General features: G+C 65.7%; 28 protein-coding genes. 13 read left to right on the top strand and 15 right to left on the bottom strand.

Going from position 1 to position 22,243, the window contains the following annotated elements:
• Positions 1-106 precede the first annotated feature (106 nt).
• The gene (locus ACY9XZ_RS19135; RefSeq protein ID WP_463458586.1) at positions 107-1,156 is read left to right on the top strand and encodes a glycosyltransferase family 4 protein; all 1,050 of its coding nucleotides are present in this window, start codon (positions 107-109) and stop codon (positions 1,154-1,156) included.
• A 22-nt stretch (positions 1,157-1,178) separates the two neighbouring features.
• Here the strand turns inward: ACY9XZ_RS19135 and ACY9XZ_RS19130 are convergent, their stop codons facing one another.
• The gene (locus tag ACY9XZ_RS19130; protein ID WP_463458585.1) at positions 1,179-2,546 is read right to left on the bottom strand and encodes an MFS transporter; all 1,368 of its coding nucleotides are present in this window, start codon (positions 2,544-2,546) and stop codon (positions 1,179-1,181) included.
• A gap of 75 nt (positions 2,547-2,621) precedes the next feature.
• Here ACY9XZ_RS19130 and ACY9XZ_RS19125 point away from each other — a divergent pair, with 75 nt between their 5' ends.
• A complete protein-coding gene (locus ACY9XZ_RS19125) occupies positions 2,622-3,725 on the top strand; it encodes a glycosyltransferase (protein WP_463458584.1) in 1,104 nt (367 codons plus the stop codon).
• 32 nt (positions 3,726-3,757) lie between these two features.
• Here the strand turns inward: ACY9XZ_RS19125 and ACY9XZ_RS19120 are convergent, their stop codons facing one another.
• The 4 genes from ACY9XZ_RS19120 to gatC all read right to left on the bottom strand — a co-directional run bounded on the left by ACY9XZ_RS19120 (position 3,758) and on the right by gatC (position 6,757).
• The gene (locus ACY9XZ_RS19120; RefSeq protein WP_463458583.1) at positions 3,758-3,940 is read right to left on the bottom strand and encodes a hypothetical protein; all 183 of its coding nucleotides are present in this window, start codon (positions 3,938-3,940) and stop codon (positions 3,758-3,760) included.
• A 41-nt stretch (positions 3,941-3,981) separates the two neighbouring features.
• On the bottom strand, positions 3,982-5,115 hold the full coding sequence (locus ACY9XZ_RS19115) for a M48 family metallopeptidase (RefSeq protein ID WP_463458582.1): 1,134 nt from the start codon (positions 5,113-5,115) through the stop codon (positions 3,982-3,984).
• A gap of 85 nt (positions 5,116-5,200) precedes the next feature.
• Positions 5,201-6,478 carry an Asp-tRNA(Asn)/Glu-tRNA(Gln) amidotransferase subunit GatA gene (gene gatA, locus ACY9XZ_RS19110; RefSeq protein WP_463458581.1) on the bottom strand — a complete coding sequence of 426 codons (1,278 nt, stop codon included), beginning with the start codon at positions 6,476-6,478 and terminating at the stop codon, positions 5,201-5,203.
• On the bottom strand, positions 6,479-6,757 hold the full coding sequence (gene gatC / locus ACY9XZ_RS19105; RefSeq protein WP_463458580.1) for an Asp-tRNA(Asn)/Glu-tRNA(Gln) amidotransferase subunit GatC: 279 nt from the start codon (positions 6,755-6,757) through the stop codon (positions 6,479-6,481).
• 223 nt (positions 6,758-6,980) lie between these two features.
• Here gatC and ACY9XZ_RS19100 point away from each other — a divergent pair, with 223 nt between their 5' ends.
• The 3 genes from ACY9XZ_RS19100 to ACY9XZ_RS19090 all read left to right on the top strand — a co-directional run bounded on the left by ACY9XZ_RS19100 (position 6,981) and on the right by ACY9XZ_RS19090 (position 9,021).
• Entirely contained in the window at positions 6,981-7,955 is a 975-nt protein-coding gene (locus tag ACY9XZ_RS19100) for a transcription initiation factor IIB (RefSeq protein ID WP_463458579.1), read from the top strand.
• A gap of 43 nt (positions 7,956-7,998) precedes the next feature.
• A complete protein-coding gene (locus tag ACY9XZ_RS19095) occupies positions 7,999-8,475 on the top strand; it encodes an NUDIX hydrolase (protein WP_463458578.1) in 477 nt (158 codons plus the stop codon).
• A gap of 144 nt (positions 8,476-8,619) precedes the next feature.
• Complete coding sequence (locus ACY9XZ_RS19090) at positions 8,620-9,021, top strand: universal stress protein (RefSeq protein ID WP_463458577.1); 402 nt, start codon at positions 8,620-8,622, stop codon at positions 9,019-9,021.
• Position 9,022: 1 nt separating this feature from the next.
• Here the strand turns inward: ACY9XZ_RS19090 and ACY9XZ_RS19085 are convergent, their stop codons facing one another.
• From ACY9XZ_RS19085 to ACY9XZ_RS19065, 5 genes are all read right to left on the bottom strand, one after another.
• Complete coding sequence (locus ACY9XZ_RS19085) at positions 9,023-10,117, bottom strand: asparagine synthase C-terminal domain-containing protein (RefSeq protein ID WP_463458576.1); 1,095 nt, start codon at positions 10,115-10,117, stop codon at positions 9,023-9,025.
• Complete coding sequence (locus tag ACY9XZ_RS19080; RefSeq protein WP_463458575.1) at positions 10,117-10,803, bottom strand: PHP domain-containing protein; 687 nt, start codon at positions 10,801-10,803, stop codon at positions 10,117-10,119. The genes ACY9XZ_RS19085 and ACY9XZ_RS19080 overlap by 1 nt, the downstream gene beginning before the upstream one ends.
• 249 nt (positions 10,804-11,052) lie before the next feature.
• Complete coding sequence (locus ACY9XZ_RS19075) at positions 11,053-12,288, bottom strand: TIGR04347 family pseudo-SAM/SPASM protein (RefSeq protein ID WP_463458574.1); 1,236 nt, start codon at positions 12,286-12,288, stop codon at positions 11,053-11,055.
• Complete coding sequence (locus tag ACY9XZ_RS19070; RefSeq protein ID WP_463458573.1) at positions 12,285-12,599, bottom strand: Htur_1727 family rSAM-partnered candidate RiPP; 315 nt, start codon at positions 12,597-12,599, stop codon at positions 12,285-12,287. Before ACY9XZ_RS19070 ends, ACY9XZ_RS19075 begins: the two co-directional genes overlap by 4 nt.
• Positions 12,600-12,791: 192 nt before the next feature.
• A complete protein-coding gene (locus ACY9XZ_RS19065; RefSeq protein ID WP_463458572.1) occupies positions 12,792-13,943 on the bottom strand; it encodes a multicopper oxidase domain-containing protein in 1,152 nt (383 codons plus the stop codon).
• A 212-nt stretch (positions 13,944-14,155) separates the two neighbouring features.
• Between ACY9XZ_RS19065 and ACY9XZ_RS19060 the strand changes: the two genes are divergently transcribed.
• The 3 genes from ACY9XZ_RS19060 to ACY9XZ_RS19050 all read left to right on the top strand — a co-directional run bounded on the left by ACY9XZ_RS19060 (position 14,156) and on the right by ACY9XZ_RS19050 (position 15,288).
• A complete protein-coding gene (locus ACY9XZ_RS19060) occupies positions 14,156-14,533 on the top strand; it encodes a helix-turn-helix domain-containing protein (RefSeq protein WP_004516178.1) in 378 nt (125 codons plus the stop codon).
• A 2-nt stretch (positions 14,534-14,535) separates the two neighbouring features.
• Positions 14,536-14,835 carry a DUF7521 family protein gene (locus tag ACY9XZ_RS19055; protein ID WP_463458571.1) on the top strand — a complete coding sequence of 100 codons (300 nt, stop codon included), beginning with the start codon at positions 14,536-14,538 and terminating at the stop codon, positions 14,833-14,835.
• 156 nt (positions 14,836-14,991) lie between these two features.
• Positions 14,992-15,288, top strand: a complete 297-nt coding sequence (locus ACY9XZ_RS19050; protein ID WP_463458570.1) for a DUF7521 family protein — start codon at positions 14,992-14,994, stop codon at positions 15,286-15,288.
• A gap of 1 nt (position 15,289) precedes the next feature.
• Here ACY9XZ_RS19050 and ACY9XZ_RS19045 read toward each other — a convergent pair whose 3' ends face one another.
• The gene (locus ACY9XZ_RS19045; RefSeq protein ID WP_463458569.1) at positions 15,290-16,603 is read right to left on the bottom strand and encodes a hypothetical protein; all 1,314 of its coding nucleotides are present in this window, start codon (positions 16,601-16,603) and stop codon (positions 15,290-15,292) included.
• A gap of 89 nt (positions 16,604-16,692) precedes the next feature.
• Between ACY9XZ_RS19045 and ACY9XZ_RS19040 the strand changes: the two genes are divergently transcribed.
• A complete protein-coding gene (locus tag ACY9XZ_RS19040; RefSeq protein WP_463458568.1) occupies positions 16,693-16,977 on the top strand; it encodes a DUF2249 domain-containing protein in 285 nt (94 codons plus the stop codon).
• Positions 16,974-17,246, top strand: coding sequence for a glutamyl-tRNA reductase (locus ACY9XZ_RS19035; RefSeq protein ID WP_463458567.1), 273 nt, complete (start codon positions 16,974-16,976; stop codon positions 17,244-17,246). Before ACY9XZ_RS19040 ends, ACY9XZ_RS19035 begins: the two co-directional genes overlap by 4 nt.
• Position 17,247: 1 nt before the next feature.
• On the opposite strand, the gene ACY9XZ_RS19030 is transcribed toward ACY9XZ_RS19035, so the two are convergent.
• Positions 17,248-17,568 carry a cupin domain-containing protein gene (locus ACY9XZ_RS19030; RefSeq protein WP_463458566.1) on the bottom strand — a complete coding sequence of 107 codons (321 nt, stop codon included), beginning with the start codon at positions 17,566-17,568 and terminating at the stop codon, positions 17,248-17,250.
• On the bottom strand, positions 17,565-17,798 hold the full coding sequence (locus ACY9XZ_RS19025; protein ID WP_463458565.1) for a DUF2249 domain-containing protein: 234 nt from the start codon (positions 17,796-17,798) through the stop codon (positions 17,565-17,567). The genes ACY9XZ_RS19030 and ACY9XZ_RS19025 overlap by 4 nt, the downstream gene beginning before the upstream one ends.
• An 88-nt stretch (positions 17,799-17,886) precedes the next feature.
• Here ACY9XZ_RS19025 and ACY9XZ_RS19020 point away from each other — a divergent pair, with 88 nt between their 5' ends.
• Entirely contained in the window at positions 17,887-18,423 is a 537-nt protein-coding gene (locus ACY9XZ_RS19020; RefSeq protein WP_463458564.1) for a hypothetical protein, read from the top strand.
• A 308-nt stretch (positions 18,424-18,731) separates the two neighbouring features.
• On the top strand, positions 18,732-19,049 hold the full coding sequence (locus tag ACY9XZ_RS19015; protein WP_463458563.1) for a hypothetical protein: 318 nt from the start codon (positions 18,732-18,734) through the stop codon (positions 19,047-19,049).
• 23 nt (positions 19,050-19,072) lie between these two features.
• Here the strand turns inward: ACY9XZ_RS19015 and ACY9XZ_RS19010 are convergent, their stop codons facing one another.
• Positions 19,073-19,438 carry a hypothetical protein gene (locus ACY9XZ_RS19010; RefSeq protein ID WP_463458562.1) on the bottom strand — a complete coding sequence of 122 codons (366 nt, stop codon included), beginning with the start codon at positions 19,436-19,438 and terminating at the stop codon, positions 19,073-19,075.
• A 308-nt stretch (positions 19,439-19,746) separates the two neighbouring features.
• Here ACY9XZ_RS19010 and purL point away from each other — a divergent pair, with 308 nt between their 5' ends.
• Positions 19,747-21,912, top strand: coding sequence for a phosphoribosylformylglycinamidine synthase subunit PurL (gene purL / locus ACY9XZ_RS19005; RefSeq protein ID WP_463458561.1), 2,166 nt, complete (start codon positions 19,747-19,749; stop codon positions 21,910-21,912).
• Between the two features lie 57 nt (positions 21,913-21,969).
• Here purL and ACY9XZ_RS19000 read toward each other — a convergent pair whose 3' ends face one another.
• Positions 21,970-22,161: a DUF7550 family protein gene (locus tag ACY9XZ_RS19000; protein WP_336329257.1), complete on the bottom strand. Its 192-nt coding sequence runs from the start codon at positions 22,159-22,161 to the stop codon at positions 21,970-21,972.
• Positions 22,162-22,243 lie beyond the last annotated feature (82 nt).

Genomic DNA, 22,243 nt, shown 5'->3' with positions numbered 1-22,243 from the left:
GACTTTCTGGCTGTTATAGACTATTGTTTGGAAAGTAAAGACTTCCAATCCCATCCCCACAGACCAATTCGATAGGATTTTCGGCCCGGCCAGAGAGCCCCGAGACGTGCGTGTCCTGAACTATCTCGAACTGGCCGATCACCTCGACCGGTCGGGCATCGGCACCGCCGTGGACCACCAGCGGGCGGCGCTATCCGAAACCGACATCGAGGTGGAGACGACGCCCCTGCGGGATGGCCATCCAGCGTGGGCGCTGGGGGGGAACGTCGCCTTCAACGACCCGATGTTCCGCGAGTTCGACATCGCCCACTGCAACATGATCGGACCCGGCTCCGTCGCCGTGGCGCAGCACGCGACGCAAGCGGATATCCCGCTGGTCCTGCACGCTCACGTCACCCGCGAGGATTTCCGGGACAGTTTCCGAGGGTCGAACCTAGTTGCGCCGGCGCTGGGCCGCTATCTGAAGTGGTTCTACTCGCAGGCCGACCTCGTTCTCTGCCCCTCCGAGTACACGAAGGGGATCCTCGAATCCTACCCCGTCGACGCGCCGATACGGCCGATGACAAACGGCGTCGACATCGACGCGCTGGCGGGCCACGAGGACTTGCGCGAGGACTACCGGAACCGGTACGACCTCGACGGGATGGTCGTCTTCGCTGTCGGCAACGTCTTCGAGCGCAAGGGGCTGACGACATTCTGTGAACTCGCCCAGCAGACCGAGTACGACTTCGCGTGGTTCGGTCCCTACGACGCCGGGCCACAGGCCTCCAAGACCGTCAAGCGGTGGGTGAACGACCCGCCCGAAAACGCGACCTTTACCGGGTGGATCGAGGACATCCGCGGCGCGTTCGGGGCCGGCGACGTGTACCTGTTCCCGACGAAGGCCGAGAACCAGGGCATCGCCGTGCTGGAAGCGATGGCCTGCGGGAAGGCGGTCGTCCTCTCAGACATTCCGGTGTTCCGGGAGTACTACGAGGACGGCCACGACTGCCTCATCTGCGAGGACGAGGCGGAGTTCCGCGAGGCGCTGGAACGACTCGCCGAGAACCCCGACCTGCGGGAGCGACTGGGCGAGAACGCCAAGGAGACGGCCAGAGAGCACAGCCTGGACCGGGTCGGCCGGCGGCTGGTCGAGACGTACGACGAACTGGTCTGAGACGGTCGAAACAGCGCGATTGTTAGGCAGAGAGCGGTTCGCTGTCGACGGATATCGTCGGCGAGCGCCGCCAGACGACCGCGACCAGCACTGCGCCGACCAGCACCAGCGCGCCGGCGACGGCGAACGCAAGCAGGAAGTCGTAGCCGCCGAGCCAGCCGCCGAGTATCGACCCGACGCCGCTTGCCAGCCCGGAGATAGCAGTGTACAGCCCGAGGGCTTCGCCGCGGATCGCCGACGGTGCGAGCTGCGTGACGACGCTGGCCGCGGTGACGGCGATGACGGCCCAGGCGACACCGATGAGGGCGAACACGACGCCGTTGATAATCGTCCCCAGGAGCGTCGCCGACAGCAGGAGTCCCACGACGGCAACAGCCGGATGGAGCGCCGCGCGGGCGAGCAGGCCCCCCACCTGAAGCCCGCTCGGGGCGTACCGCTCGGCGAGCGAGCCGGCGCGGTCGTACCACAGCGCCGAGCCGACGCTGGAGACGAGATACAGTGCGAAGACGAGCCCCGATTCGTAGCCGAGCGTCCGCGAGAGATACAGCGGCAGCGGCCCCCAGAACACGCCGAAACCGACGAAGAAGGCGACGACTGCCCCGAAGTAGATGGTCAGCGAGGGGGAGAAACGGGCCGCGACTTCTCGGGGGTGTATCGACCGCGTGAGCCAGTACAGCCGACCCGGACCGACGGGGAACGTCGCGCTCCTGACCGGAAGCCGACGCGACCGGGCGATGGCCCGCGCCATCCGACTGGCCCGCGGCCGGTCGAGTTTGTCGGGATCGGGCGGCAGCCACTTCGCTGCGAGAAACGCCGACAGGCCGACGGCGGCCGCACACACCCACAGTAGCGACTGCTGGGCGAGGAGGGGACCGAGCGGGACCGACAACAGCGCCGTCCACACCAGCCCGAGGACGAGACCGCCGGCCCAGCCCCAGCCCTGATAGCGGTTCAGGACGGCGAATCGCGCCGGCCAGTCCCGCTCTACGGTTCCGACGGTGACAAGCAGCGTCAGCACCGGCGCGACAGCGCCCGCCGCGAACCACAGCAGGCCGTTGCCGACGATGACCAGCCACGGCTGCTCGGTGAGCGAGACGAGCAAAAGCGCCAGGGTCGCCAGCCCCAGCGCAAGGAGGACAAGCGACCGTCGCTTCCCCGTTTTGTCGGCGATGCGTCCGAAGATGAGCGCGCCCGGCGCACCCGCGGCGGCGGCCACCCCGGCGAGAACGCCCAGCATGAACGTCTCGCCGCCGATGGCGACGAAATACAGCGGGACGAGCAGCGATCCCGCGCCGAGTGCGACCGATGCGATTGCCCAGGCGTACAGCCAGCCATCCCGATCCATTATCCCCAATCTGCCACGGTCCCTGAAAAGAACTCTGGCACCCACACAGGGGTGACAGCCGTCTGACGGGTGGCTTGCCAATGGCAACGGTTTAAGCCCTGGTCCTGCTACGCCGCGGCGATGGCACTGCCGCACGTCGCGACGTTCACCGACACGTACCTACCGACCGTCAATGGGGTGACCTACACGGTCGAGACGTGGCGGGACCGCTGGCGCGACCGCGGCGGTCGCATGGACGTGGTCTATCCGGAGAGCGACCACGACCCCTCCGAAAACGAGTATCCCGTCCGGAGCCTCCCGTTCCCGTTCTACGAGGGCTTTCGTCTCGGAATGCCAGAGATTCCGAACGGTGTCAGGGACGCCGAACTCGTCCACGCACACACCCCCTTCAGCCTCGGAATGGCCGGCCAGCGACTCGCCGGCAAACTCGACATCCCCTTCGTCGCGTCGTATCACACGCCGACGAGCGAGTACGCCGAGTACGTCTCCTTCAACGGCGCTGTCGAGTCGGCGGTCCGCTCAAGCGCCGAGAGCTACGAACGCTGGTTCCTGGGCCGTGCCGACACCGTCATCGCGCCGAGCGAGCGCGCGGCCACCCACCTCCGCGAGGCTATCGGCCTGGATACGACGGTCACGGTCGTCCCGAACGGCGTCGACACGACCGTGTTCGAACCGGTCGACACGGTGGCGTTCCGCGAGCGGTACGACCTCCCTGACGGCCATATCGTCGGCTACACCGGCCGCCACGGCTACGAGAAGTGCCTGGAGGACATCATCACCGCCTGCGAGGGGCTGGACGTGACCGTGGTGTTCGGCGGCGACGGGCCGGCCCGCGAGTCGCTCGAAGAAACAGCCGAAGGCAGCGATGTCGACGTGCGCTTCCTCGGCTTTCTCGACCGCGCGGAGCTGCCCGAACTGTACTCGACGCTGGACGTGTTCGCGTTTCCCAGCCCCGTCGAGACACAGGGCCTGGTCGCCCTGGAGGCCAACTGCTGTGGGACGCCCGTCGCTGGCGTCGACGCCGGCGCGCTCAGCGACACCATCGACGACGGCGAAACCGGCTACACCTACGACGAAGGCGACATCGACGGTTTCCGTCGGGCTATCGAGCGCGTCCTCGATGAAAGAGAGCGTCTTCGAGAGCGCTGTCTTGCCCGGCGGGACGTCATCAGCGTCGAGCACGCCATCGACAAGCTGGTCGACGTGTACGACAGCGTGCGGTAGCTGTCGCCGGCGCAACGCTCGGTTCGCGCGACTCAGTTCCGCGAATGCGACCAGCCGATACCGAAGGCCAATCCGTTGAGTGTTCCAAGCAGTATCCCGAGATAAAAATCGCCCAGCGAAACGGCCAGTATCAGGCCGGCTCCGATTCCCAGCGCCAGGCCCTTCAGGACCGTCGGCCAGTGGAGCCAGCTCAAGCGCCCGTCGTCGTCGCTCATACGCTCTCTCTGGTCGCCGTCGAGTAAACTGTACCCCTTCGTCACGGCTGTCCGCGCTGGTCGAGGGCGGACTGCCGTTCTTCCAGAGCAGCGAGACGGTCGTCGATATCCGGGTGCGATCCGGGCAGCAGTCGCTCGGTGACGGTGTGCCAGCGATGGGCGATCCGCTCGGCCCGCCCCGCCGGCGGGTCGGGCGTCTCATCTGCAATCGCGTACGGGACCACGCAGAGTTCGCGGACGCCGGTCTCGGCGGTCCGGATGTCGTCGGTCGGACGGGGGTTCTCGGTCAGCACTTCAAGCGCGCTGGCAAGGGCTGCCGGGGAGCCACAGATGGCGGCGCCGCCGGCGTCTGCTGCGTACTCACGGATTCTGGACAACAGTCGGTAGCAGGCCGTGCTGGCGAGATACAGCGCCGCGGTGAACGGTATCGCGACGAGTGCGAACGCGGTCAGGGGGATGTGAAAATAGCCGGCGCCAACGGCATTTCTGCTGGGCTCGCCGTCGAGGAGCCAGTGGGTGAACAGCGACGTTTCGAGTATCGTTCTAAGCGCCCTTGTAGCGCGTGCGCTTACGATTGGCAGGAACGCCGCGGCCGTCATCACGAACGAATCGCCGTTTTTCAGATGGGCGAGTTCGTGGGCGAGGACGGCGTCCAATTCATCACCGTCAAGCTGGTCGACGAGCGCCGTCGTGACGAACAGCGTTCGCTCGCCGGGCCGGCTCGCGGCGTAGCTGTTCGGCGTCATCGAGTCGATGACGGTCACGTCGGGCGTCGTTATGTCTGCTGTTCGAGCGAGCCGCCCGATCCGCTTGCGGAGCTGTGTTGCCGTCCGCTCGTGTTTGATCGCAGTGAACCGCTCCCTGGTGGTTTCCGGTTCGGACGCTTCGGGCAGGTCCGGCCCGCCGGCGGCCTCGCGTAGCGTGACCCGGTAGCCGAACAGGAACTGGAGGCCCAGCACGAGCGGCGTTCCGGCCAGGACCACGGGCCGGAGCGGGGCCAGATGGAACCCGCGGGTCCAGAACGACGCCCCGACCGGGAGGCCAAACATCGGGAGCAGGCCGTAGGCGACGTGAGCCAGGACGTACGCTGTGACCACGGCGAGCACGTCGAAGGCGACCAGTCCGATGAGGAGGGCAGCCAGGCGCAGGCGGAGGGTGGAGTGGGTGGCGGGCACTATCGTTCGTATTTCATTACGCTGGAGAAAAAGGTTGACGGGGTGCGGTACCGGCCGGTGCAATGCCGGTTTCTCGGCTGCGGCTTCAGGCCAGCGCGCTGCCAGCCCGGATAATCTCTCGTTCGCCGAACGCCGGCCCGACCAGCTGCAGCCCCACGGGCAGCCCGTCGTCCGTCTCGCCGGCCGGAACCGAGATAGCCGGGAGGTTCGCGAGGTTAACGGGTGTCGTGTTGGCGTCGGCCAGATACATCGTGAGCGGGTCGTCGAGGCTCTCGCCGCGTTGCATCGGCGGCACGGGCATCGTCGGCGACGCGAGCACGTCGGCGTCCTCAAGTGCCTCATCAAAGTCCTGTTTGACCCACGCGCGGGCGTCCTGGGCCTTCTTGTAGTACTTGTCGTGGTAGCCCGCCGACAGGGCGTAGGTCCCGAGCAGAATCCGGCGCTTGACCTCCTCACCGAACCCCTCCTCGCGGGCGTTGGCGAAGGATTCGTTCCAGTTGCCGTCGTAGCCGCCCGATTGCCCGTAGCGGACGCCGTCGAACCGTGCGAGGTTCGAGGAGGCCTCTGACATCGCGATGACGTAATAGGCCTCGACGGCGTGTTCGACGCTCGGGAGGTCGACCTCGTGATAGCTCGCGCCCTTCGCTTCGAGGTCGTCCAACGCCGCCCAGAACGTCTCGACGACGTCCTCGTCGGCTCCGTCCAGCAGTTCCGTCGGGACACCGATTGAGAGTCCGTCGACGTCGCCGTCGGCCGCGTCCGCGTAGGAGCCGTCGGCTTCGGGCGCTTCCTGCGTCGTCGCGTCGTGTTCGTCCGGCCCAGCGATGACGTCAAGCAGTTCCGCGGCGTCTTCGACGGTTGGCGCAATGGGGCCGATCTGTTCGAGGCTGTTGGCGTAGGCGACGAGGCCGTACCGTGAGACCAGCCCGTAGGTGGGCTTGATGCCGACGACGCCACAGAACGCGGCCGGGCAGCGGATGGAGCCGCCGGTGTCGCTCCCCAGCGCAAGGTCGGCATCGCCAGCAGCGACGACGGCGGCCGACCCGCCGGAGGAACCGCCCGGCACGCGGCCCTCGGCGACGGGGTTCTCGACGGGACCGAACGCCGACGTTTCGGTGGTCGTTCCCATCCCGAACTCGTCCATGTTCGTCTTCCCGGGGATGGTCGCGCCGGCGTCTTTCAGGCGCTCGACGACCGTCGCGTCGTACGGCGGGACGTACTCTTCGAGCATCGCCGAGCCACAGGTCGTCCGGACGCCCTCGGTGGAGATGTTGTCTTTGACCGCGACAGTCCGGCCCGCGAGCGGGCCGTCCTCGGCCCCCTCGATGGTCTCCTCGGTGACGTAACCGTTGTACGCCGTCATCTACGACACCTTCGGCCCTTTGAACTGTCCTTCCTCGGTGTCGCTGGCGTTCCGGAGCGCTTCCTCTTGCGAGAGGCTTTCGCGCGTCTCGTCGGGGCGCATCACGTTCGAGAGTTCGGTGTCCCGTTCTGTCTCGGGCACGTCGTCGAGCGCTTCGAACGCGTCGAGGATGTCGCCCAACTGCTCGGTGAACCGCTCGATCTCGTCGTCTGCGAGGTCGACACGGGCGAGGTCGGCGACGTGCCGGACCTCCTCGGGATCGACGGCGGGGTCGCTCATGTCGGGCCGGAGTGCTGGACGCGCGGTAAGCGTTTCGAAACACCGGGGCGAACTCTAGAACCATTAACAAGTAATGAAGGGAATACACAAGAATTGCGAACTCTTGTTTCCCCTTCGGAAAATTGCGCTTCAGAAACGGACAAAAGTTTTAAGTCGCCGTAGATACAACAGTAGGTTACAACACGTTTTTCGGGTTCGATACCCGGTTGCCCCCATCCAACAAATGACCGATACCAGCATCCGCCGATACTCGAACGAGCGCGAAACGGAGACAGAGCAGACGGAAGAAGAGGAGTCTGAGTCACTCGTCTGTCCGGAGTGTAGCGGAGCCCTACTCTCCGACAGCGAGCGCGGTGAAACGGTGTGTGAAGACTGTGGGCTGGTCGTCGAGGAGGACGAGATCGATCCCGGTCCCGAGTGGCGCGCGTTCGATTCGAAGGAGAAAGACGAGAAATCCCGCGTCGGCGCGCCGACGACGAACATGATGCACGACAAGGGCCTCTCGACGAACATCGGCTGGCAGGACAAGGACGCCTACGGCAACTCCCTGTCCTCGCGCCAGCGCGAGAAGATGCAGCGACTGCGCACCTGGAACGAGCGCTTTCGAACCCGGGACTCCAAGGAGCGCAACCTCAAGCAGGCACTCGGCGAGATCGACCGGATGGCCTCGGCGCTCGGACTGCCGGAGAACGTCCGCGAGACGGCCAGCGTCATCTACCGCCGCGCGCTCGATGAGGACCTGCTGCCGGGCCGCTCCATCGAGGGCGTCTCGACGGCGTCGCTGTACGCCGCCGCGCGACAGGCCGGCACGCCGCGGAGCCTCGACGAGATCGCCGGTGTTTCCCGCGTCGAGAAAGACGAGATCGCCCGGACCTACCGCTACGTCGTCCGCGAACTCAGCCTCGAAATCCAGCCGGCCGACCCCGAGAGCTACGTCCCGCGGTTCGCGTCGGATCTGGACCTCTCCGAGGAGGTCGAGCGCCGCGCACGCCAGCTCCTCCAGAACGCAAAGCAGGAGGGCGTCCACTCGGGCAAGTCGCCGGTCGGCCTCGCCGCCGCTGCCGTCTACGCCGCCTCCCTGCTCACCAACGAGAAAGTGACACAGAGCGAAGTCAGCGAGGTCGCCAACATCTCGGAAGTCACCATCCGCAACCGCTACCACGAACTGCTGGAAGCGGAAGACAACATCCACCCCTGATCGGTATCGTAACCTAAACCACCGACTGTGCCCTTCAGTCGGTATGGAGACCACGCGTCATCTTGTCGCGACCGTCTACGTCGTCAGCGAGGGCTGCGTCGCGCTCCACGAACACAGTAAACTCGACATGTGGCTGCCCGCCGGCGGCCACATCGACCGCGACGAACTCCCCCACGAGGCCGCGTTGCGCGAGACGCGCGAGGAACTGGGCCTCGACGTGGACCTCATCGCACCGCAGCAGGACATCGAGAGCGAGACGGTCCAGTCGATACCCCAGCCTCAGCACTTCCTGCTCGAAGACATCAACGTCACTGCCGATGGCGAAGTCGGCCACCAGCACATCGACTTCATCTTCTACGGCCGCGCTGACAGCCGCGCCATCGCGCCAGAGCCGGGCGAACAGCCGGCCGACGACTGGGAATGGTTCTCCGTCGCCGATCTGCAGGACCGGCGCGAGGAACTCCCGGCGGATGTCGTCGAGGTCGGTCAGCAGGCAATCGAAGCGGTGGACCAAGTCTGACACACAGTCCACGGGGCGCGTCGAACGCCCCGCCCCGCGTCGCGTGGTGTCCGTCGCGAGGCCGTTCCGCGTACGCAGACCGGTCCGTTATCGCCAGCTGTTAGGTAGGTGATAACTAACCGCATTGACGGCGTAGTAGTCAGCATGTACCAGGTGGTACTCCCGGTCGATGACAGCGAGGAGCGGGCGACTGCACAGGCCAGTGCCACAACGGGGCTCCCCCACGCCGAGGATTCAGTCACGGCGACGGTCCTGCGCGTGTTCGACGACGAGGGGACGGCCGAGAAAACGTCGGTCGAGCAGACGCCGGCAGGGAAGGTGCTCGTCGAAACGTTGCAGGAAACGGGGGTCGACATCGAGACGGAGACCCGACACGGGGACCCGGAAGTCCAGATCGTCAACGTTGCCGAGGAGCGCGACGCGGACATGATTATCCTCGGCGGCCGAAAGCGCTCGCCGCTGGGCGCGCTCGTGTTCGGAAGCGTCAGCCAGAGCGTGATTCTGGACGCCGAACGGCCGGTCGCTGTGACCGGCAGCGCCAAGTGATTCACTCCACGAGCGATTCGACGTACTGCGTGACGTGGTCGTCCATCCGGCGCTTGTAGCCGGCCTGCCGGGCCAGACGGTCGAGTTCCCGGGCGGCGAGCGAGCCGTACTGTGCGGCCTTCTTATCTCTGGACGCGATTTCATCGGGGAGCGATCCGCGGGCTGCCGCCCGAAGCGCGACCTTCCGCGTCTCGCCGTCGACGAGCAGGTCGCCGTCCAGTCGGAGCGCGGCGGCGACGACGCGGTCGTGTAACAGCGGCGTCACCGGTTCGACGCCGGCGGCCCGCAGTGCGAGCACGTCCCGCTCCAACTGGTCCGGGAGCGAAGCGATCACTTCTCGTTGGGCCCCGCGAACGGTGTCGGCCTCGACACGGGGGTCATCGGGGGCCTTTGCGACTTTCGCGTAGCCGCCGAACAGTTCGTCGGCCCCCTGGCCGAGTGCCAGCCGGTCAAAGCCGTCTGCGGCGACCTGTTCAGCAACGAGGTACAGCGGGAGCGCGATCTGGACCGCCATCGCGTTCGTGCGTGCGGTCGCCCGGGCGATTTCGGGGACCGCCCGCTCGATGGCGTCGTGTGTGAGTTCGACGACGCGGACCTCGGTTCCAAGCAGGTCGGCGGCCGACCGCGCCGCCTCGACGTCGTGGCTGTCGGGGAAGCCGGCGACGTACAGCGGCACGTCGAGCCGGGCCGCAAGCAGCGCCGAGTCGACGCCGCCGGAGAACGCGATGGCGAGGGCATCGGTGTCGACGGCGTCGATGCTCGTCTCGACGGCTTCACGGACCCGCTCGATAGCCATATCGCGGTCGCCGAACGGCTCGGGCGACGGCAGCGTAAAACGGCGTCTGCGCCCCTCCTCGTCGCGGACGTACCCGGCGGGGAACGACCGCGGGTCGGCCAGCGCCGTCGGGTCGTGGCTCCACTGCTCGGGGTCGAGTCGCTCCTCGTCAGAAACAGCACGCTCCACGAACAGCGGGTATCGCCCGAGAACGTCGCGGACGAGCGTCCCGTCCAGTTCACCCGCGAACCCGCCGGTGCTCGGGAGTGGGGCGCCGCTTTCGAGGGCGTCGGCGACGGTGTCCGGATCGGCTCCCTGCATCACTGGAGGAGTTCGGCGATGCCGTTCTTGACGCGTCGCTTCGCCCCGCCGGCGGCCTGCCGGAAGCTGATGCGCCACGGTGTCCGTTTGCCCTCGACGGTGGTCTTGCCATCGCGGACGGCGTCGAGGATCGCCTCGACCGTTCGCTCGTCCGTGCCGACGTTGGTGACCGCCTGCCCGACCATCTCCGCGATATGGGCGTCGCTGCCGGCGGTCATCGGCAGCCCCTCCCGACGGGCGAACCGCTCGGCCTGCCGGTTCGACCGCCCCGTCAACAGCCGCGAGTTGTACACTTCGATGGCGTCGGCAGTCGCGAGTTCGGCCTTCGAGATGTGTTCTAACACGCCGTGGCGGGACTCCTGGAACGGATGCGGGACGACCGCGAGCCCGCCCTGGTTGCGTATCCGGTCGAGGGTCTCATCGAACGGGAGATGGGGCGGGATGGCCTCCTGAATCCCCAGGGCGAGGACGTGTCCGGCGGCACACGTGACCTCCATCCCGGGAATACCGACGAGGCCGTACTCCGGGGCGAGTTCGGCCGCCCGGAGGCTGGCGTCGATTTCGTCGTGGTCAGTCACGGCCAGCGCGTCCAGGCCGACGGCGCTGGCTTGCTCTAAGAGGAGCTCGACTGGGTCCCGGCCGTCGTACGACAGCGACGAATGCGCGTGTAGCTCAACCGACTGCACAGGTGTCGATAACGGGGGGCAGGGCAAAAACGCCCCGATCCGCCCCGGTGCTCACAGAGAACAAACCGGCCGCCGTGTCGATGGCGGCCGAATGCCCGAAGGAACGCCCATCTGTCCCACGAGACTGAGCGTGTGTTTCCCGACGACACGACCGTCAATCGACGGTCGCATGTGACAGTTACCGATACGCATGAATGAGTCGTCGCCCTCAGCTTGGCGGGGTTTAAAATGGGACGGAGAGCTGGCGACTCAGTCGGCTGAACTCCCGCTCGCTACCGAGTTCTCCCCGGTGTCAACGGGCGGCGATCCGCGGATCTCCTCGTCCTCCAGGTAACACTGCGGGTCCGGGGCGAACAGGTCGTCTTCGACGGTGAGGGCCCGGAGCCGGGAGGCTCCGCGGCAGATCTCGGCGTAGCGGCAGTCGGCGCATTTCCCCGTGAGGTGCTCTTCGCGGTTACGCAGCGCCGTCAGAAGCGGGTTCGACTCGTCTTCCCAGATAGCGCCGAACGAGCGGTCGCGGACGTTCCCCAGCGAGTACCCCTGCCAGAACTGCGTGAGGTGGACGTTACCCTGGTAGTCCACATCCGCGACGCGTTCGCCGGTCGGGTCGCCGCCGTTGACCCGCAGGTACTCGTACACCCGCTGGGCCTGCGCGTCGCCCATGTGTTCGCGGGCGTACTCGACGAGGTAGGCCGCGTCGGCGTAGTTGCCGACCAGCAGCGTCTCGATCTCCTCGCCGCGGTCGTGGTACTCGCGGGTCATGTCACAGACCCGCTTTACTGCCTGCCGGCGGTCGTCGGGTGTGAGGTCGGCGTCGACGATCTCGGTCCCGCGGCCGCCGTAGTCGAGGTGGTAGAAACAGAAGCGGTCCACGCCCACGTCGGTCAGCAGGTCGACGACGCCCTCCAGGTCCGCGGCGTTGCGCTCGGTGATTGTGTACCGGAGGCCGGTCTTCAGCCCCGCGTCCAGGCAGTTCTCGATCCCCTGGACCGCGCCCTCGAACGCGCCGTCGACCCCGCGGAAGTCGTCGTTTCGCTCCGGCAGGCCGTCGACGGAGACGCCGGCGTATTTCAGCCCGGCGTCCTTGAGCGACCGGGCGCGCTCCTCGGTGATGAGCGTCCCGTTGGTCGACAGCACCGGCCGGACGCCGACCTCGTTCGCGTAGGCGACCAGCTCTTCGAGGTCCTGCCGGACGAGTGGCTCGCCGCCGGAGAACAGCACCACTGGCGCACCGTAGTCGGCCAGGTCGTCGAGCAGCGCTTTCCCCTCGGTGGTCGAGAGTTCCCCGTCGGCGATTTCGGTGTCGGCGGCGGCGTAACAGTGGTCACAGTAGAGATTACACTGCTTGGTGACGTTCCAGACGACGACCGGCCGGCGCTGCTTCTCGTTCCGGATCTGGCGTTTGGTCGATTCGTTGGCCGCGTCGTACCGGAGGCCGTCCCCCTCGGCGTCGAGGTCACAGAGCAGTTTCGAGACCGATATCATCGGTTCTCTCCCCGGAGCGTCTCCGACTCCATCTCGTCGACGCTCATGGTGGCGTCTTCGCCCGGTTGCCCCGCTCCGAGCGTCGCAGCATCCGTCTGATAGCGGTGCGTCTCGTCGGCGGGACACAACCACAGTGTGACGGCAGTCCGCGCGAACAGTGACGCTGCCTGCTCCCTGGCAATGTCGGCGGACGGCGCGCTGACGCTTCCGACGTGGGTCAGCGGGTCCGCCGTGTCCTCGCGGACGAACACTTCCCACTCGCGACTCGTTGCGCCGCGCGGGGCGTCTACCTCGTGGTCGAACTCTTCCATACCCCTCTGTTAGACTCCCTCAAAAAAACGGGGCTAGCGCGTTCTCAGCTACTGGGAACCATAGCTAAATTCGATATAGCGGTATGGTATTTACTACGACGTTCGTGCGAGAACTACCCGTATCGAGTCTGCCCTTTGAAATCGTCCGAGAAACAGCGTCTGTGTCGTGGTTACTGCAAATCGAACGCCGGATTACGCTTCGTAACCCGCGTACTCCATCAGCTGTTTGAAGATGTCGGTGTCCATCGCCTCCTTGTAGACGACGCCGGTAACCATCCCACCGGGGTAGGAGTTCCCGTTCATCGCGTGGCTGACCTTGTGACAGTGGGCGAGATAGATCCCGGGATCTGCGTCGGCCTCGAACTCGATGGTGTGCCGTCCGGCGGGTGGGATACTGGTGATGTCCTGGTCGTGGCGGGCGGCTTCCGGTATCTTCCCGCCGTCTTTGTGGGTCACCTGGAAGCGGTGGTTGTGGATGTGCATCGGGTGGTCCATGTACCCGTTGTTACACAGGTGAAGCCGGACCGTGTCGCCCTGCTCAACGATGATCGGCGAGCCGTCCTCCGGGTGGAGCGTTCGGGGAGCGGCCTTGCCGTTGATGGTGAACGTGTCCGGACGGCGGTTCCGGACGTCGTAACTGGCGTCCATGCCCGCCATCTGGCGGTTGAGCCGGGAGTCCCACTCCTTCAGCGTCATGAAGTACTCCTTGTCGGCCGGCTCGTAGCCCTTCGGATCGACACGGAAGATGCCGTACATCCCCATGTCGATGTGGCGGTGAGTCTGGTAGTGGCAGTGGTAGAGGTGCGTGCCGGGGACGTTGGCGGGGATGGTGTAGGTGTGTTTCTCGCCGGGGTCGATGCGGATGCCCGTCGTGGTCGGGACGCCGTCGTCCTCCCACTGCTTCTGGACGGCGTGGAAGTGGACCGTGTGCGGGCGCATACCGTCCGTGTTGTCGAACGTGACCTCCATATCTTCGCCCTCAGTCGTCCGGAGGATCGGTCCGGGGACGCTCGGCTCGCCGTCGTCAGCTTTGAACGCCCACACCTGCGGTAGCTCGACGGGGCCACCCATCGACTCGCCGGGGTGGGCCTCGTGTTTGGCCGGGACAGAGGACAGCGTCACTTCGCCACCCTGTTCGTCGACGTTGACGATCTCCGGCGGCGACGTGGTCGGGAGGTCGCTGTCGGATTGTGCCGGGGTTGTGCTGGTGTCGACTGACTCTTCGGTTGGGACCTCACCCGGAGCGGTACAGCCCGCGAGGGCGACCGTGCCGCCGAGGCCGGACGCTTTCACGAAGTCGCGACGGGAGATGCCCGATCCGGGTGCGCCGATCTGGTCTTCCATAAGCACTTGAGGATAATATCCCACAGTATAAACCCCCTGAAGGGAGTTCCCAGGCCGACAGAACCGTTCTCAGTTTTTGGGAACGGGCCATCGGATACTGATAAATCCCCCATATATTGCGTGCTGTGGGACGGAAACGTCGGCCCTGTCGGGCGGTAAGCGCTCCTAAGTCGGTTAGATTAAACGTCTTGGGCGGGCAGTGTCGGGCAAGGATGGTCCGGGACCCCTTCGCTGACGAGGAGACGCCGGAGTTACAGGCGGTCCTCGACGCACTCGACGACGAGGACTGTCGTGCCATTGTCAGCGTACTGGAGGAACCGTTGACGGCAAGTGAGATATCCGACCGGAGCGGCGTACCGCTATCGACAACCTATCGAAAGCTCGAACTACTGACGGAGTCCTCATTGCTGTACGAGGGCGTCGAGGTCAGATCGGACGGCCAACACGCGAGCCGCTACGCTATCGACTTCGAGGAAGTCGTCATCAGTCTCGACGAGGAACTGTCGCTCACCGTCGACATCTCACACCGCGCTCGGACGCCGGACCAACGGCTCGAAAACCTCTGGTCCGAGGTACGAAAGGAGACATAACCATGGTACACATCCCAAGTTCACAGGTCGGCATCGTCGTCTCGAAGACACTGATCCTCATTCTTGGCGGACTGATAACGTACTACTCGTATCAGGCCTACAGCCGGACGAAAAGCCCCCAGCACAAGTGGCTCACATACGGGTTTGGGGTAGTGACCCTCGGTGCGTTTACCGGCGGTGTCATCGACATCGTTGTCGGCCGGTATCTCGGGCAGCAACTGCTGCCCGTGAGCGTCTTCACGTCGAGTTCACTGACGGCCATCGGTCTGGGCATCATCCTGTACTCACTGTACGTTCGCTAGGACGGCTTCGAGCGGCCTCGGGATAGTGTCTGCAGCTTTTTTGCGCTCGGTATCGAGTGGGTCGACGACGGTTCCGTATCGTGCCGAAGGACTGGTATTCTCACCGGGTGGAAACGCGACTGACGGTATATTTACGAGGACGTATCAAACAGAGGCATGCTTGGAGCGAACGCCGTGTTGTTAATCGGGATGAAGACGGTCACGCTGTTTTGCGGTGTGATACTGACGACGCTGACCTACCGCGCGTATCGCCGTACTGAGGCCCCGGCGATGCGAGCGCTCTGTCTCGGTATCGGGTTCGTCACACTGGGCGCAATACTCGGGGGTAGCCTCCATCAACTCATCGGCATGCCGGTCGCACAGAGCGTCACCGTCGAAGAGCTGTTCACGGCTACCGGGTTCTTCGTGCTGACTTACTCGCTGTACACGGACCAGCCGGCGACGGCGGGGTGAGTTACGAGTCCTCAGCGGGCGTGGGCTCGCGTCCGGTCAGCAGTGTCGGCAGCGATTGCGGGCTGTGTTCGACGAGCACAGCGACGAGGTTGCCTGCGAACAGGGCGGTCCCGAAAAACGCGAGCGCCCCGGCGACCAGCGCCGTGCCGTCCGGCGTCTCAAGCCACTGCGTGCTCACGAGGAGACCGTACGCGAGCGTCAGCGCCACGCCGTCCACGGCGGCGATGCGGTGGTCGTACAGGTCATCGACCATGGGCACGTCTTCGAAGCCGAGGCGGTCGCTGTACCGGTGGACCCAGACGATGAACGGGACGACGTGATACAGCGTCCCGAGAACGACGAACCCGACGCCGCCGACGAGTAGCACTGTCGATGGCTGACCGAGCAGCCCGGCGTACGCCAGCGGGTCGTCCCACCAGGCGACCACTGTCAGCCCTGCCCAGAGGAACAGCGACAGCGCTGCGACGCTGTAGCGGGTCAGCATCGGGGACCACTCGACGCGCGCACCGACGAGCTGTCGCGCCAGCAGCGCCGCCACCACACCGAGACTGACGGCGACCAGAACCGCACCGAGTCGGGCCAGCATGGGCGACCCGACCAGCCGACCGCCGGCGAGCGCAAGAACACCGAACGGATAGACGCCCGTCTCTGCCCGCTGGGCCGCTGCAGCGATTCTGCCCGTATCGGCCTGCGTGAACATCGGAGCGAGTTGGGCCAGTGCGCCCGCGACAGTCGTCAGGACCGCACCGAACACGGCGAGTGTTCCGTGGGCAAGCAAGAGTCCCTGTCGCCCGATGCCCAGAATCGGGAGAATGCCGGCGGCATGGTCCAGCGCTAGCACGAGCCCGGCCCCCGTCACGAGGGCGAAAAACACCAGCGCCCAGCCGAAATGGATAGCCGTGACGTCGGGCTCTGCGGCGAGAAGCGTCCGCCCGATGTTGTAACAGAGGGTCCAGACGCCGACCAGCGCGAGCGCTCCGGCGACCGGTAATAGGGCAGGAGTCGCCGTCAAGAAGCCGGCTGCCAGGCCCGCGAACCCGGCCGAGGCGAGTGGTAGCTGCGCCGCAGCGAGGCGACGCGAATGGAGTTCGACCCCGCACCAGACCGGGACGAACTGCGTCAGCGCGCCCATGATGGTGAGACAGACCCATCCCGCGAGCAGGAGGTGGACCTGTGCGAGATGCCCGGCCCGTCCCTCGACGATGCCGACGGTGACGCCGGCGATCAGAAACGCCAGCGCGACGACGAAATGACGCAGCGGAATCGTCATCGGCGGTGCGGCGTTCGCGTCCACGTCGGCAGGTATCCCGCTCATTACCGTCTAGTACGAGCCTGTCCCTGCTGGCAATGTGGCCGAATATGTTCGGGGAAAGGGTCGGCCCGCTCACAACCGAACCAATACACATGGCCCCGGATCATCAGTCCACAGAGCAAGTCGCGGCCCTGGTTGCCGAGACGGATGCACCCGCTGGCGCGCCGACGGAACGCCTCAATGTGCAGTCGCTCGGGCCGCCGAAGCCGCTCAAGCAGACGCTGGAGCGGCTTGCGGATCTGGACGACGACACCGTCCTCGTCCAGGTCAACGACCGCGCCCCACAGCACCTCTACCCGAAACTCGAAGACAGGGGCTACGACTTCGAAAGTATTGAAACCGACGACGCCACAGTGACTGTCATCTGGCGCAGATGAGTCGGGACACGGAGTCGCCTGTCGACGTCGACGAAGCGATCGCTCGTATCGACAGCCGCGGCGCAAAGATTCAGCGGGAGCAACTCGAAGAGACGCTGTCACAGCTCCGTCAGGACGGTGAGCTCACGGCTTCTCAGCGGGTAGCGGTCGAAAAACTGAGCGAACGGCTCGTCGAGCGACTGCTCGCCGTCCCCCGGGCGAGTCTCCAGGACGCAGCGAGGAGCGCGGACGAAGAGCGGATCGAAACGGCGATCTCCCTGTTCGAGTGACCTACTCCGACGACGCTGCGAGGACGAGCAATGCCTCGCTGTCCGCCGTTGCGGCGGGTGAGATGTCCTGGTCCCCGTCGAACCGAACGATATCTCCGGGCGCGAGCGACAGCGTCTCGTCGCCAAGGGTCAGATCCACGGCGCCCGACCGGAGGTGGAACACGATATCCCGGCCGGGATGCGTGTGGGCCGGAATCGACTCGCCCGCATCGAGGGTCAACCGGATCGTCTTCGGTTCGCCCTCGAACAGTCTCGTCCTGCCGGCCGCGTCACCGTCATCGAGTGAGACCCGCTCCGTTTCTGCGGCAGTGGATTCGCTCATTGTTTCGGGAGATCGGCGACGTACTTCTGTGGTCCTTCCTGCTCGCACCGGTAGTTCGCCGCGTCGAACGCGTCGACTTCGGCTTGCAGCTCGTAGAACAGCGGCTTGGGCTCGTGGTCGTTGATGATCCGAAGCGTCTCCCCGGAGGACAGCGCTTCGAAGGAGTCGTGTATCTTCGGATGGCGTTCCGGCGGCGGCATCTCACGCAGATCAAGTGTGGTTGCTGGCATCACTTGCAGTTCGCCGGGCGTCGGGGAGGGGGTTCCCCCGAACACGTTCGGGAATAGGACCTGATGCGTGCCGCCCGTTCGTTTCAGTATGAGCCTTCTCTCCGGCCTCCGCGGCGGCTCAGACGTCGGGTTCGATAGCTACGGGACGTTCGTTCCCGAACACAACCCTGACCCCGGCCCGTTCCTGTCTGAGACGGCAGTACTGACCGGCACCGACCACGCCGCGTTCCACCGACTCACGATGGATCTGTTCGACGAGCGCGGCGTGTACGACATGACCTTCGGGTACAACCTCGCACGGCTGAACCTCGACCATCGACATCCGGACGCCGGATTCCGCTACGGCCGTGAAACGGACGACAGTGGCGTGTTGCGTGCCGAGTTCACCCCGACGACGGAGTTCTGCCCGCAGAGCGACACCCTGACTGTCGGCGCGTTCCGTGCCTGGAACGGGCTGTCGGACCGCCACGAGTACGACATCGTCCGTGTCCGCGTGAGCCCGGAACACCACCAGAGCACGAGGATCAACGACAAACTCCAGAAACTCGAAACGCAGTACCAGCGAACCGGCGAACTCCGGACGGACGAGGAAGACGAACCGTCCGACGAGAGCGTGCCGTTCTGACCGTAGACGGTCATCAGCGTAGCGCTCTCCGTGAATACAGCTCCAATCGCTGGAATACGTAGCCGGTCTGGCGATCACACAGCTGCATTATTGTGGGGACAGATCGCTTGTTTTGACGGCTAAAGACATGGAAAAAGTTATACCGTTTGCTGAGCGACATATCGTAGACTGACCCTCCTGGATGGGGCAGCAGTGGCCTGGTGGGCTAGTGGAGCTACTCTCCACAACAGCAAGCAGCAAGGTGTCATACACGATGAGAATGGATTACTTCCAGCGCGGCAACGGGGCTGGCCGGAGGAGGGGCTGAGATGGGCAGCGGCGTCTTCCGGGACGCGGACGGCAGGTACAACAAGCGGCTTCTCGGACTGGTACTTCTCGTGGTACTTGCCGTCATCGGGGCTGGCGTCGGGACCCTCGGCCTCACGGATACCAGCGGCTCGGCACCCGATGCCGGGATGACGCCGAGCCCGACAGAATCGACGCCGGACGGAACTGTCGCCGCTCCGACCGAGAGCGGCGGCAGTGGCTCGCCGCCGCCGAGTGCGCTGCTGACCGAAACCCCGACTGAAACCCCGTCTGGCAGTCAGTCAGATGGGCGTACTACCAGCAACGCGACGGATGGATAGTCCGGAAGCGGGACGACGGCTCCTCAGGAAAACAGCAGATTGAGATTGAACGCAGTCACACCGAGTCCCATCACTGTCAGGAGTGCCGGCGGGCCGTAGTACAGCAGCGGGTCCTCCTCGAGGATGCCGCCCCAGATACTCACACCGAGACAGGCGTAAATGACGAGGAGTTTGAGCCCGAGGAAGCCGCCGCCGCCAAAGGACTGGATCGCCCACCGGATCGCCGGGTTTGCCTCCGTAAACGTCGGGACGAAATAGACGATAGCGATCGTGGTAACTACGTCGCCGACACCGTACGTCGCCAGCGCCACCGCCCACACGCTGGAGAAGGACCGTCCGGAGAAGGAACTCCCATCCAGCGTCAGCCAGTCACTATCGGCAGCACCCATACTGTCTTCGGGTATGGCTAGCGGCCATATATACTCCGAGGACCAGTTATCTGATTTGAAAAGGGGATCGACGTGATGCGCATCTCATTGTTGATCCACATTCCTCGGTTTGGCCACAGAGGGGCCATATCGTAGCTCTTGAAACGCCATAGCCGAGGCCAGTACCCGCTCGTATTCATTTGTGATTCTATCATTGAAGTCGAGTGAGGGGTCCCGCAGCAGGCACCCGCTCCAGCAGCTATCGGTCCCACACTGCCGGCGCGGGTGCATGGAAAGGGACTTATCCGGCGGGCGGCCACGGAGAGGTAATGAGCCTGTCCGACGCGGACCACGAACTCGTGGTCGAGGAGATCGGTCGGGAGCCGACACGGGCGGAGGCCGCTCTCTTCGAGAACCTCTGGAGCGAGCACTGCGCGTACCGCTCCTCTCGCCCCCTGCTATCGGCGTTCGACTCCGAGGGCGATCAGGTCGTCATCGGCCCCGGCGACGACGCGGCCGTCGTCTCCCTGCCGACCCACGGTGACGGCGAGGAGATGTACATCACGATGGGCGTCGAGTCCCACAACCACCCGTCGTACGTCGACCCGTTCGACGGGGCGGCGACGGGCGTGGGCGGCATCGTCCGCGACACGCTGTCGATGGGCGCCTACCCCATCGCGCTGGCCGACTCTCTGTACTTCGGCGACTTCGACCGGGAACACTCCCGCTATCTCTTCGAGGGCGTCGTCGAAGGCATCTCCCACTACGGGAACTGCATCGGCGTCCCGACCGTCGCTGGCAGCGTCGCCTTCCACGACGACTACGAGGGGAACCCGCTCGTGAACGTCTCCTGTATCGGCCTGTTAGAGCCCGAGCGGACCATCACCGCCGAGGCACAGGAGCCGGGCAACAAGCTGGTCCTCGTCGGCAACGCGACGGGGCGGGACGGCCTGGGCGGCGCGTCCTTCGCCAGCGAGGACCTCGCGGAGGACGCCGAAACGGAGGACCGGCCGGCCGTCCAGGTCGGCGACCCGTACTCGGAGAAGCTTCTCATCGAGTGCAACGAGGCGCTGCTTGACGAGGACCTCGTCGAGTCGGCCCGCGACCTCGGAGCGGCGGGGCTGGGCGGAGCCTCCTCCGAACTCGTCGCGAAGGGCGGCCTCGGCGCGCGCATCGAACTCGACCGCGTCCACGAACGCGAGCCGAGCATGAATGCCATGGAGTACCTGCTCGCCGAGAGCCAGGAGCGGATGGTGTACGAGGTCGCACCGGAGAACGTGGACCGCGTGGCCGAACTCGCCGAGCGCTACGACCTCGGCTGTTCTGTCATCGGCGAACTCACCGAACCGGGTACGAACTACGTCTGCACGTTCGAGGGCGAGACCGTGGTTGACGTCGGGGCCGAGTTCCTCGGCGACGGCGCACCGATGAACGACCTGCCCAGCACCGAGCCGCCGGAACAGGAGCGGGACCTGCCGACAGTGTCGCTGGACGCAGCCTTCGAGCAGATCGTCGGGAGCCCGAACTGCGCTTCGAAACGGTGGGTGTACCGCCAGTACGACCACGAGGTGCAGGTCCGGACGAGCGTCCTGCCCGGCGACGACGCCGCACTGCTTGCCATCCGCGAAGCCGGCACCGGGCTGGCCTTTTCCGCCGGGGCAGACCCCAACTGGACCGACGCCGCGCCCTACGAGGGGGCCCGTGCCGTGGCGCTGGAGAACGCGACCAACGTCGCCGCGAAGGGCGCGACGCCCCACGCGGCCGTGGACTGCCTCAACGGTGGCAACCCCGAGAAGCCCGACGTGTACGGCGGCTTCAAGGGCATCGTCGACGGGCTGGCGGATATGTGCAGCGACCTCGACGTGCCGGTCGTCGGCGGGAACGTCTCGCTGTACAACGACTCCCAGGACGGACCGATTCCGCCCACGCCGACGCTCGCGCTGGTTGGCGTCAAGGAGGGCTACGACGCGCCGCCGCTGTCGCTCTCGGGTGAGGGCACGGTCGTCGTCGTCGGCGACAGCGCGCTGGAGGGCGAGGCCGACCCGCGACTCGGCGGCTCCGAGTACACCGCCCAGTTCGGCGGCACGGACCGCTTCCCCGAACTTCCGGCGGACTCGACGGGACTCATCGAGACGATTGCCGAGGTCGCCGACGCCGACCACGTGCTGGCGAGCCACGACGTGAGCCACGGCGGCCTCGCGGTGGCGCTCGCGGAGATGGTCCACGAGGACGCCGGCGCGTCGGTCGAGATCGAGACGGTCGAGCGCGGCACCCGGAAACGCCTCCTGTTCAACGAGCGACCCGGTCGCGTCGTGTTCGAGACGACTGACCCGGCGGCTGTCCGGGAGGCCTTCGACGGCGTCGCGCCGGTGACGGAACTGGGCGAGACGAATGGCTCGAACCGGCTCGATATCACCGTCAACGACGAGACGCTGCAGTACGACGCCGCCGACATCGCCGACCTGCGGTCGGTCATCGAGGACGAACTGGCATAGACGCGGCGACGGACTATCTTGAAGTACGATTACTCGGCGAAAAAAGCGAGTCGAGAGTCAGGCCAGCGCCAGCGCGATTCCGAACGTAAGCACCAGTCCGACCAGCAGCACGCCGAGCCCCGTGCCGACCTGGGACATCGTGAACGCGCTCTGTGGTGCCGTCGACCGAAGCGGCGGTTCCCGCGCGGGGAGTTCGACGTGTTCGGGGTCGTAGTCCGGACGGTCCTCCTCGTGGTGGTCGTCTGCCATGAGCGTTGGTTCTGGGGCGGGCTACGTGTAGCTGTCGGATTGCTGCCGGGCAATTGACCGCACGCTTGCACCAGTCGAAACG

It is taken from the genome of Haloarcula sp. HT12, from assembly GCF_055271655.1.
The sequence above is the reverse complement of the archived record's forward strand: the minus strand, read 5'-3'. Positions and strand labels throughout refer to the sequence as shown.

Bases quoted from the DNA above. Each gene is read 5' to 3' on its own strand.
- ACY9XZ_RS19125 (WP_463458584.1), top strand. From the start codon at position 2,622: ATGGCACTGCCGCACGTCGCGACGTTCACCGACACGTACCTACCGACC.
- ACY9XZ_RS19120 (WP_463458583.1), bottom strand. From the start codon at position 3,940: ATGAGCGACGACGACGGGCGCTTGAGCTGGCTCCACTGGCCGACGGTC.
- gatA (WP_463458581.1), bottom strand. From the start codon at position 6,478: ATGACGGCGTACAACGGTTACGTCACCGAGGAGACCATCGAGGGGGCC.
- gatC (WP_463458580.1), bottom strand. From the start codon at position 6,757: ATGAGCGACCCCGCCGTCGATCCCGAGGAGGTCCGGCACGTCGCCGAC.
- ACY9XZ_RS19100 (WP_463458579.1), top strand. From the start codon at position 6,981: ATGACCGATACCAGCATCCGCCGATACTCGAACGAGCGCGAAACGGAG.
- ACY9XZ_RS19095 (WP_463458578.1), top strand. From the start codon at position 7,999: ATGGAGACCACGCGTCATCTTGTCGCGACCGTCTACGTCGTCAGCGAG.
- ACY9XZ_RS19090 (WP_463458577.1), top strand. From the start codon at position 8,620: ATGTACCAGGTGGTACTCCCGGTCGATGACAGCGAGGAGCGGGCGACT.
- ACY9XZ_RS19085 (WP_463458576.1), bottom strand. From the start codon at position 10,117: ATGCAGGGAGCCGATCCGGACACCGTCGCCGACGCCCTCGAAAGCGGC.
- ACY9XZ_RS19075 (WP_463458574.1), bottom strand. From the start codon at position 12,288: ATGATATCGGTCTCGAAACTGCTCTGTGACCTCGACGCCGAGGGGGAC.
- ACY9XZ_RS19070 (WP_463458573.1), bottom strand. From the start codon at position 12,599: ATGGAAGAGTTCGACCACGAGGTAGACGCCCCGCGCGGCGCAACGAGT.
- ACY9XZ_RS19065 (WP_463458572.1), bottom strand. From the start codon at position 13,943: ATGGAAGACCAGATCGGCGCACCCGGATCGGGCATCTCCCGTCGCGAC.
- ACY9XZ_RS19060 (WP_004516178.1), top strand. From the start codon at position 14,156: ATGGTCCGGGACCCCTTCGCTGACGAGGAGACGCCGGAGTTACAGGCG.
- ACY9XZ_RS19055 (WP_463458571.1), top strand. From the start codon at position 14,536: ATGGTACACATCCCAAGTTCACAGGTCGGCATCGTCGTCTCGAAGACA.
- ACY9XZ_RS19050 (WP_463458570.1), top strand. From the start codon at position 14,992: ATGCTTGGAGCGAACGCCGTGTTGTTAATCGGGATGAAGACGGTCACG.
- ACY9XZ_RS19045 (WP_463458569.1), bottom strand. From the start codon at position 16,603: ATGAGCGGGATACCTGCCGACGTGGACGCGAACGCCGCACCGCCGATG.
- ACY9XZ_RS19040 (WP_463458568.1), top strand. From the start codon at position 16,693: ATGGCCCCGGATCATCAGTCCACAGAGCAAGTCGCGGCCCTGGTTGCC.
- ACY9XZ_RS19035 (WP_463458567.1), top strand. From the start codon at position 16,974: ATGAGTCGGGACACGGAGTCGCCTGTCGACGTCGACGAAGCGATCGCT.
- ACY9XZ_RS19030 (WP_463458566.1), bottom strand. From the start codon at position 17,568: ATGAGCGAATCCACTGCCGCAGAAACGGAGCGGGTCTCACTCGATGAC.
- ACY9XZ_RS19025 (WP_463458565.1), bottom strand. From the start codon at position 17,798: ATGCCAGCAACCACACTTGATCTGCGTGAGATGCCGCCGCCGGAACGC.
- ACY9XZ_RS19020 (WP_463458564.1), top strand. From the start codon at position 17,887: ATGAGCCTTCTCTCCGGCCTCCGCGGCGGCTCAGACGTCGGGTTCGAT.
- ACY9XZ_RS19015 (WP_463458563.1), top strand. From the start codon at position 18,732: ATGGGCAGCGGCGTCTTCCGGGACGCGGACGGCAGGTACAACAAGCGG.
- ACY9XZ_RS19010 (WP_463458562.1), bottom strand. From the start codon at position 19,438: ATGGGTGCTGCCGATAGTGACTGGCTGACGCTGGATGGGAGTTCCTTC.
- purL (WP_463458561.1), top strand. From the start codon at position 19,747: ATGAGCCTGTCCGACGCGGACCACGAACTCGTGGTCGAGGAGATCGGT.
- ACY9XZ_RS19000 (WP_336329257.1), bottom strand. From the start codon at position 22,161: ATGGCAGACGACCACCACGAGGAGGACCGTCCGGACTACGACCCCGAA.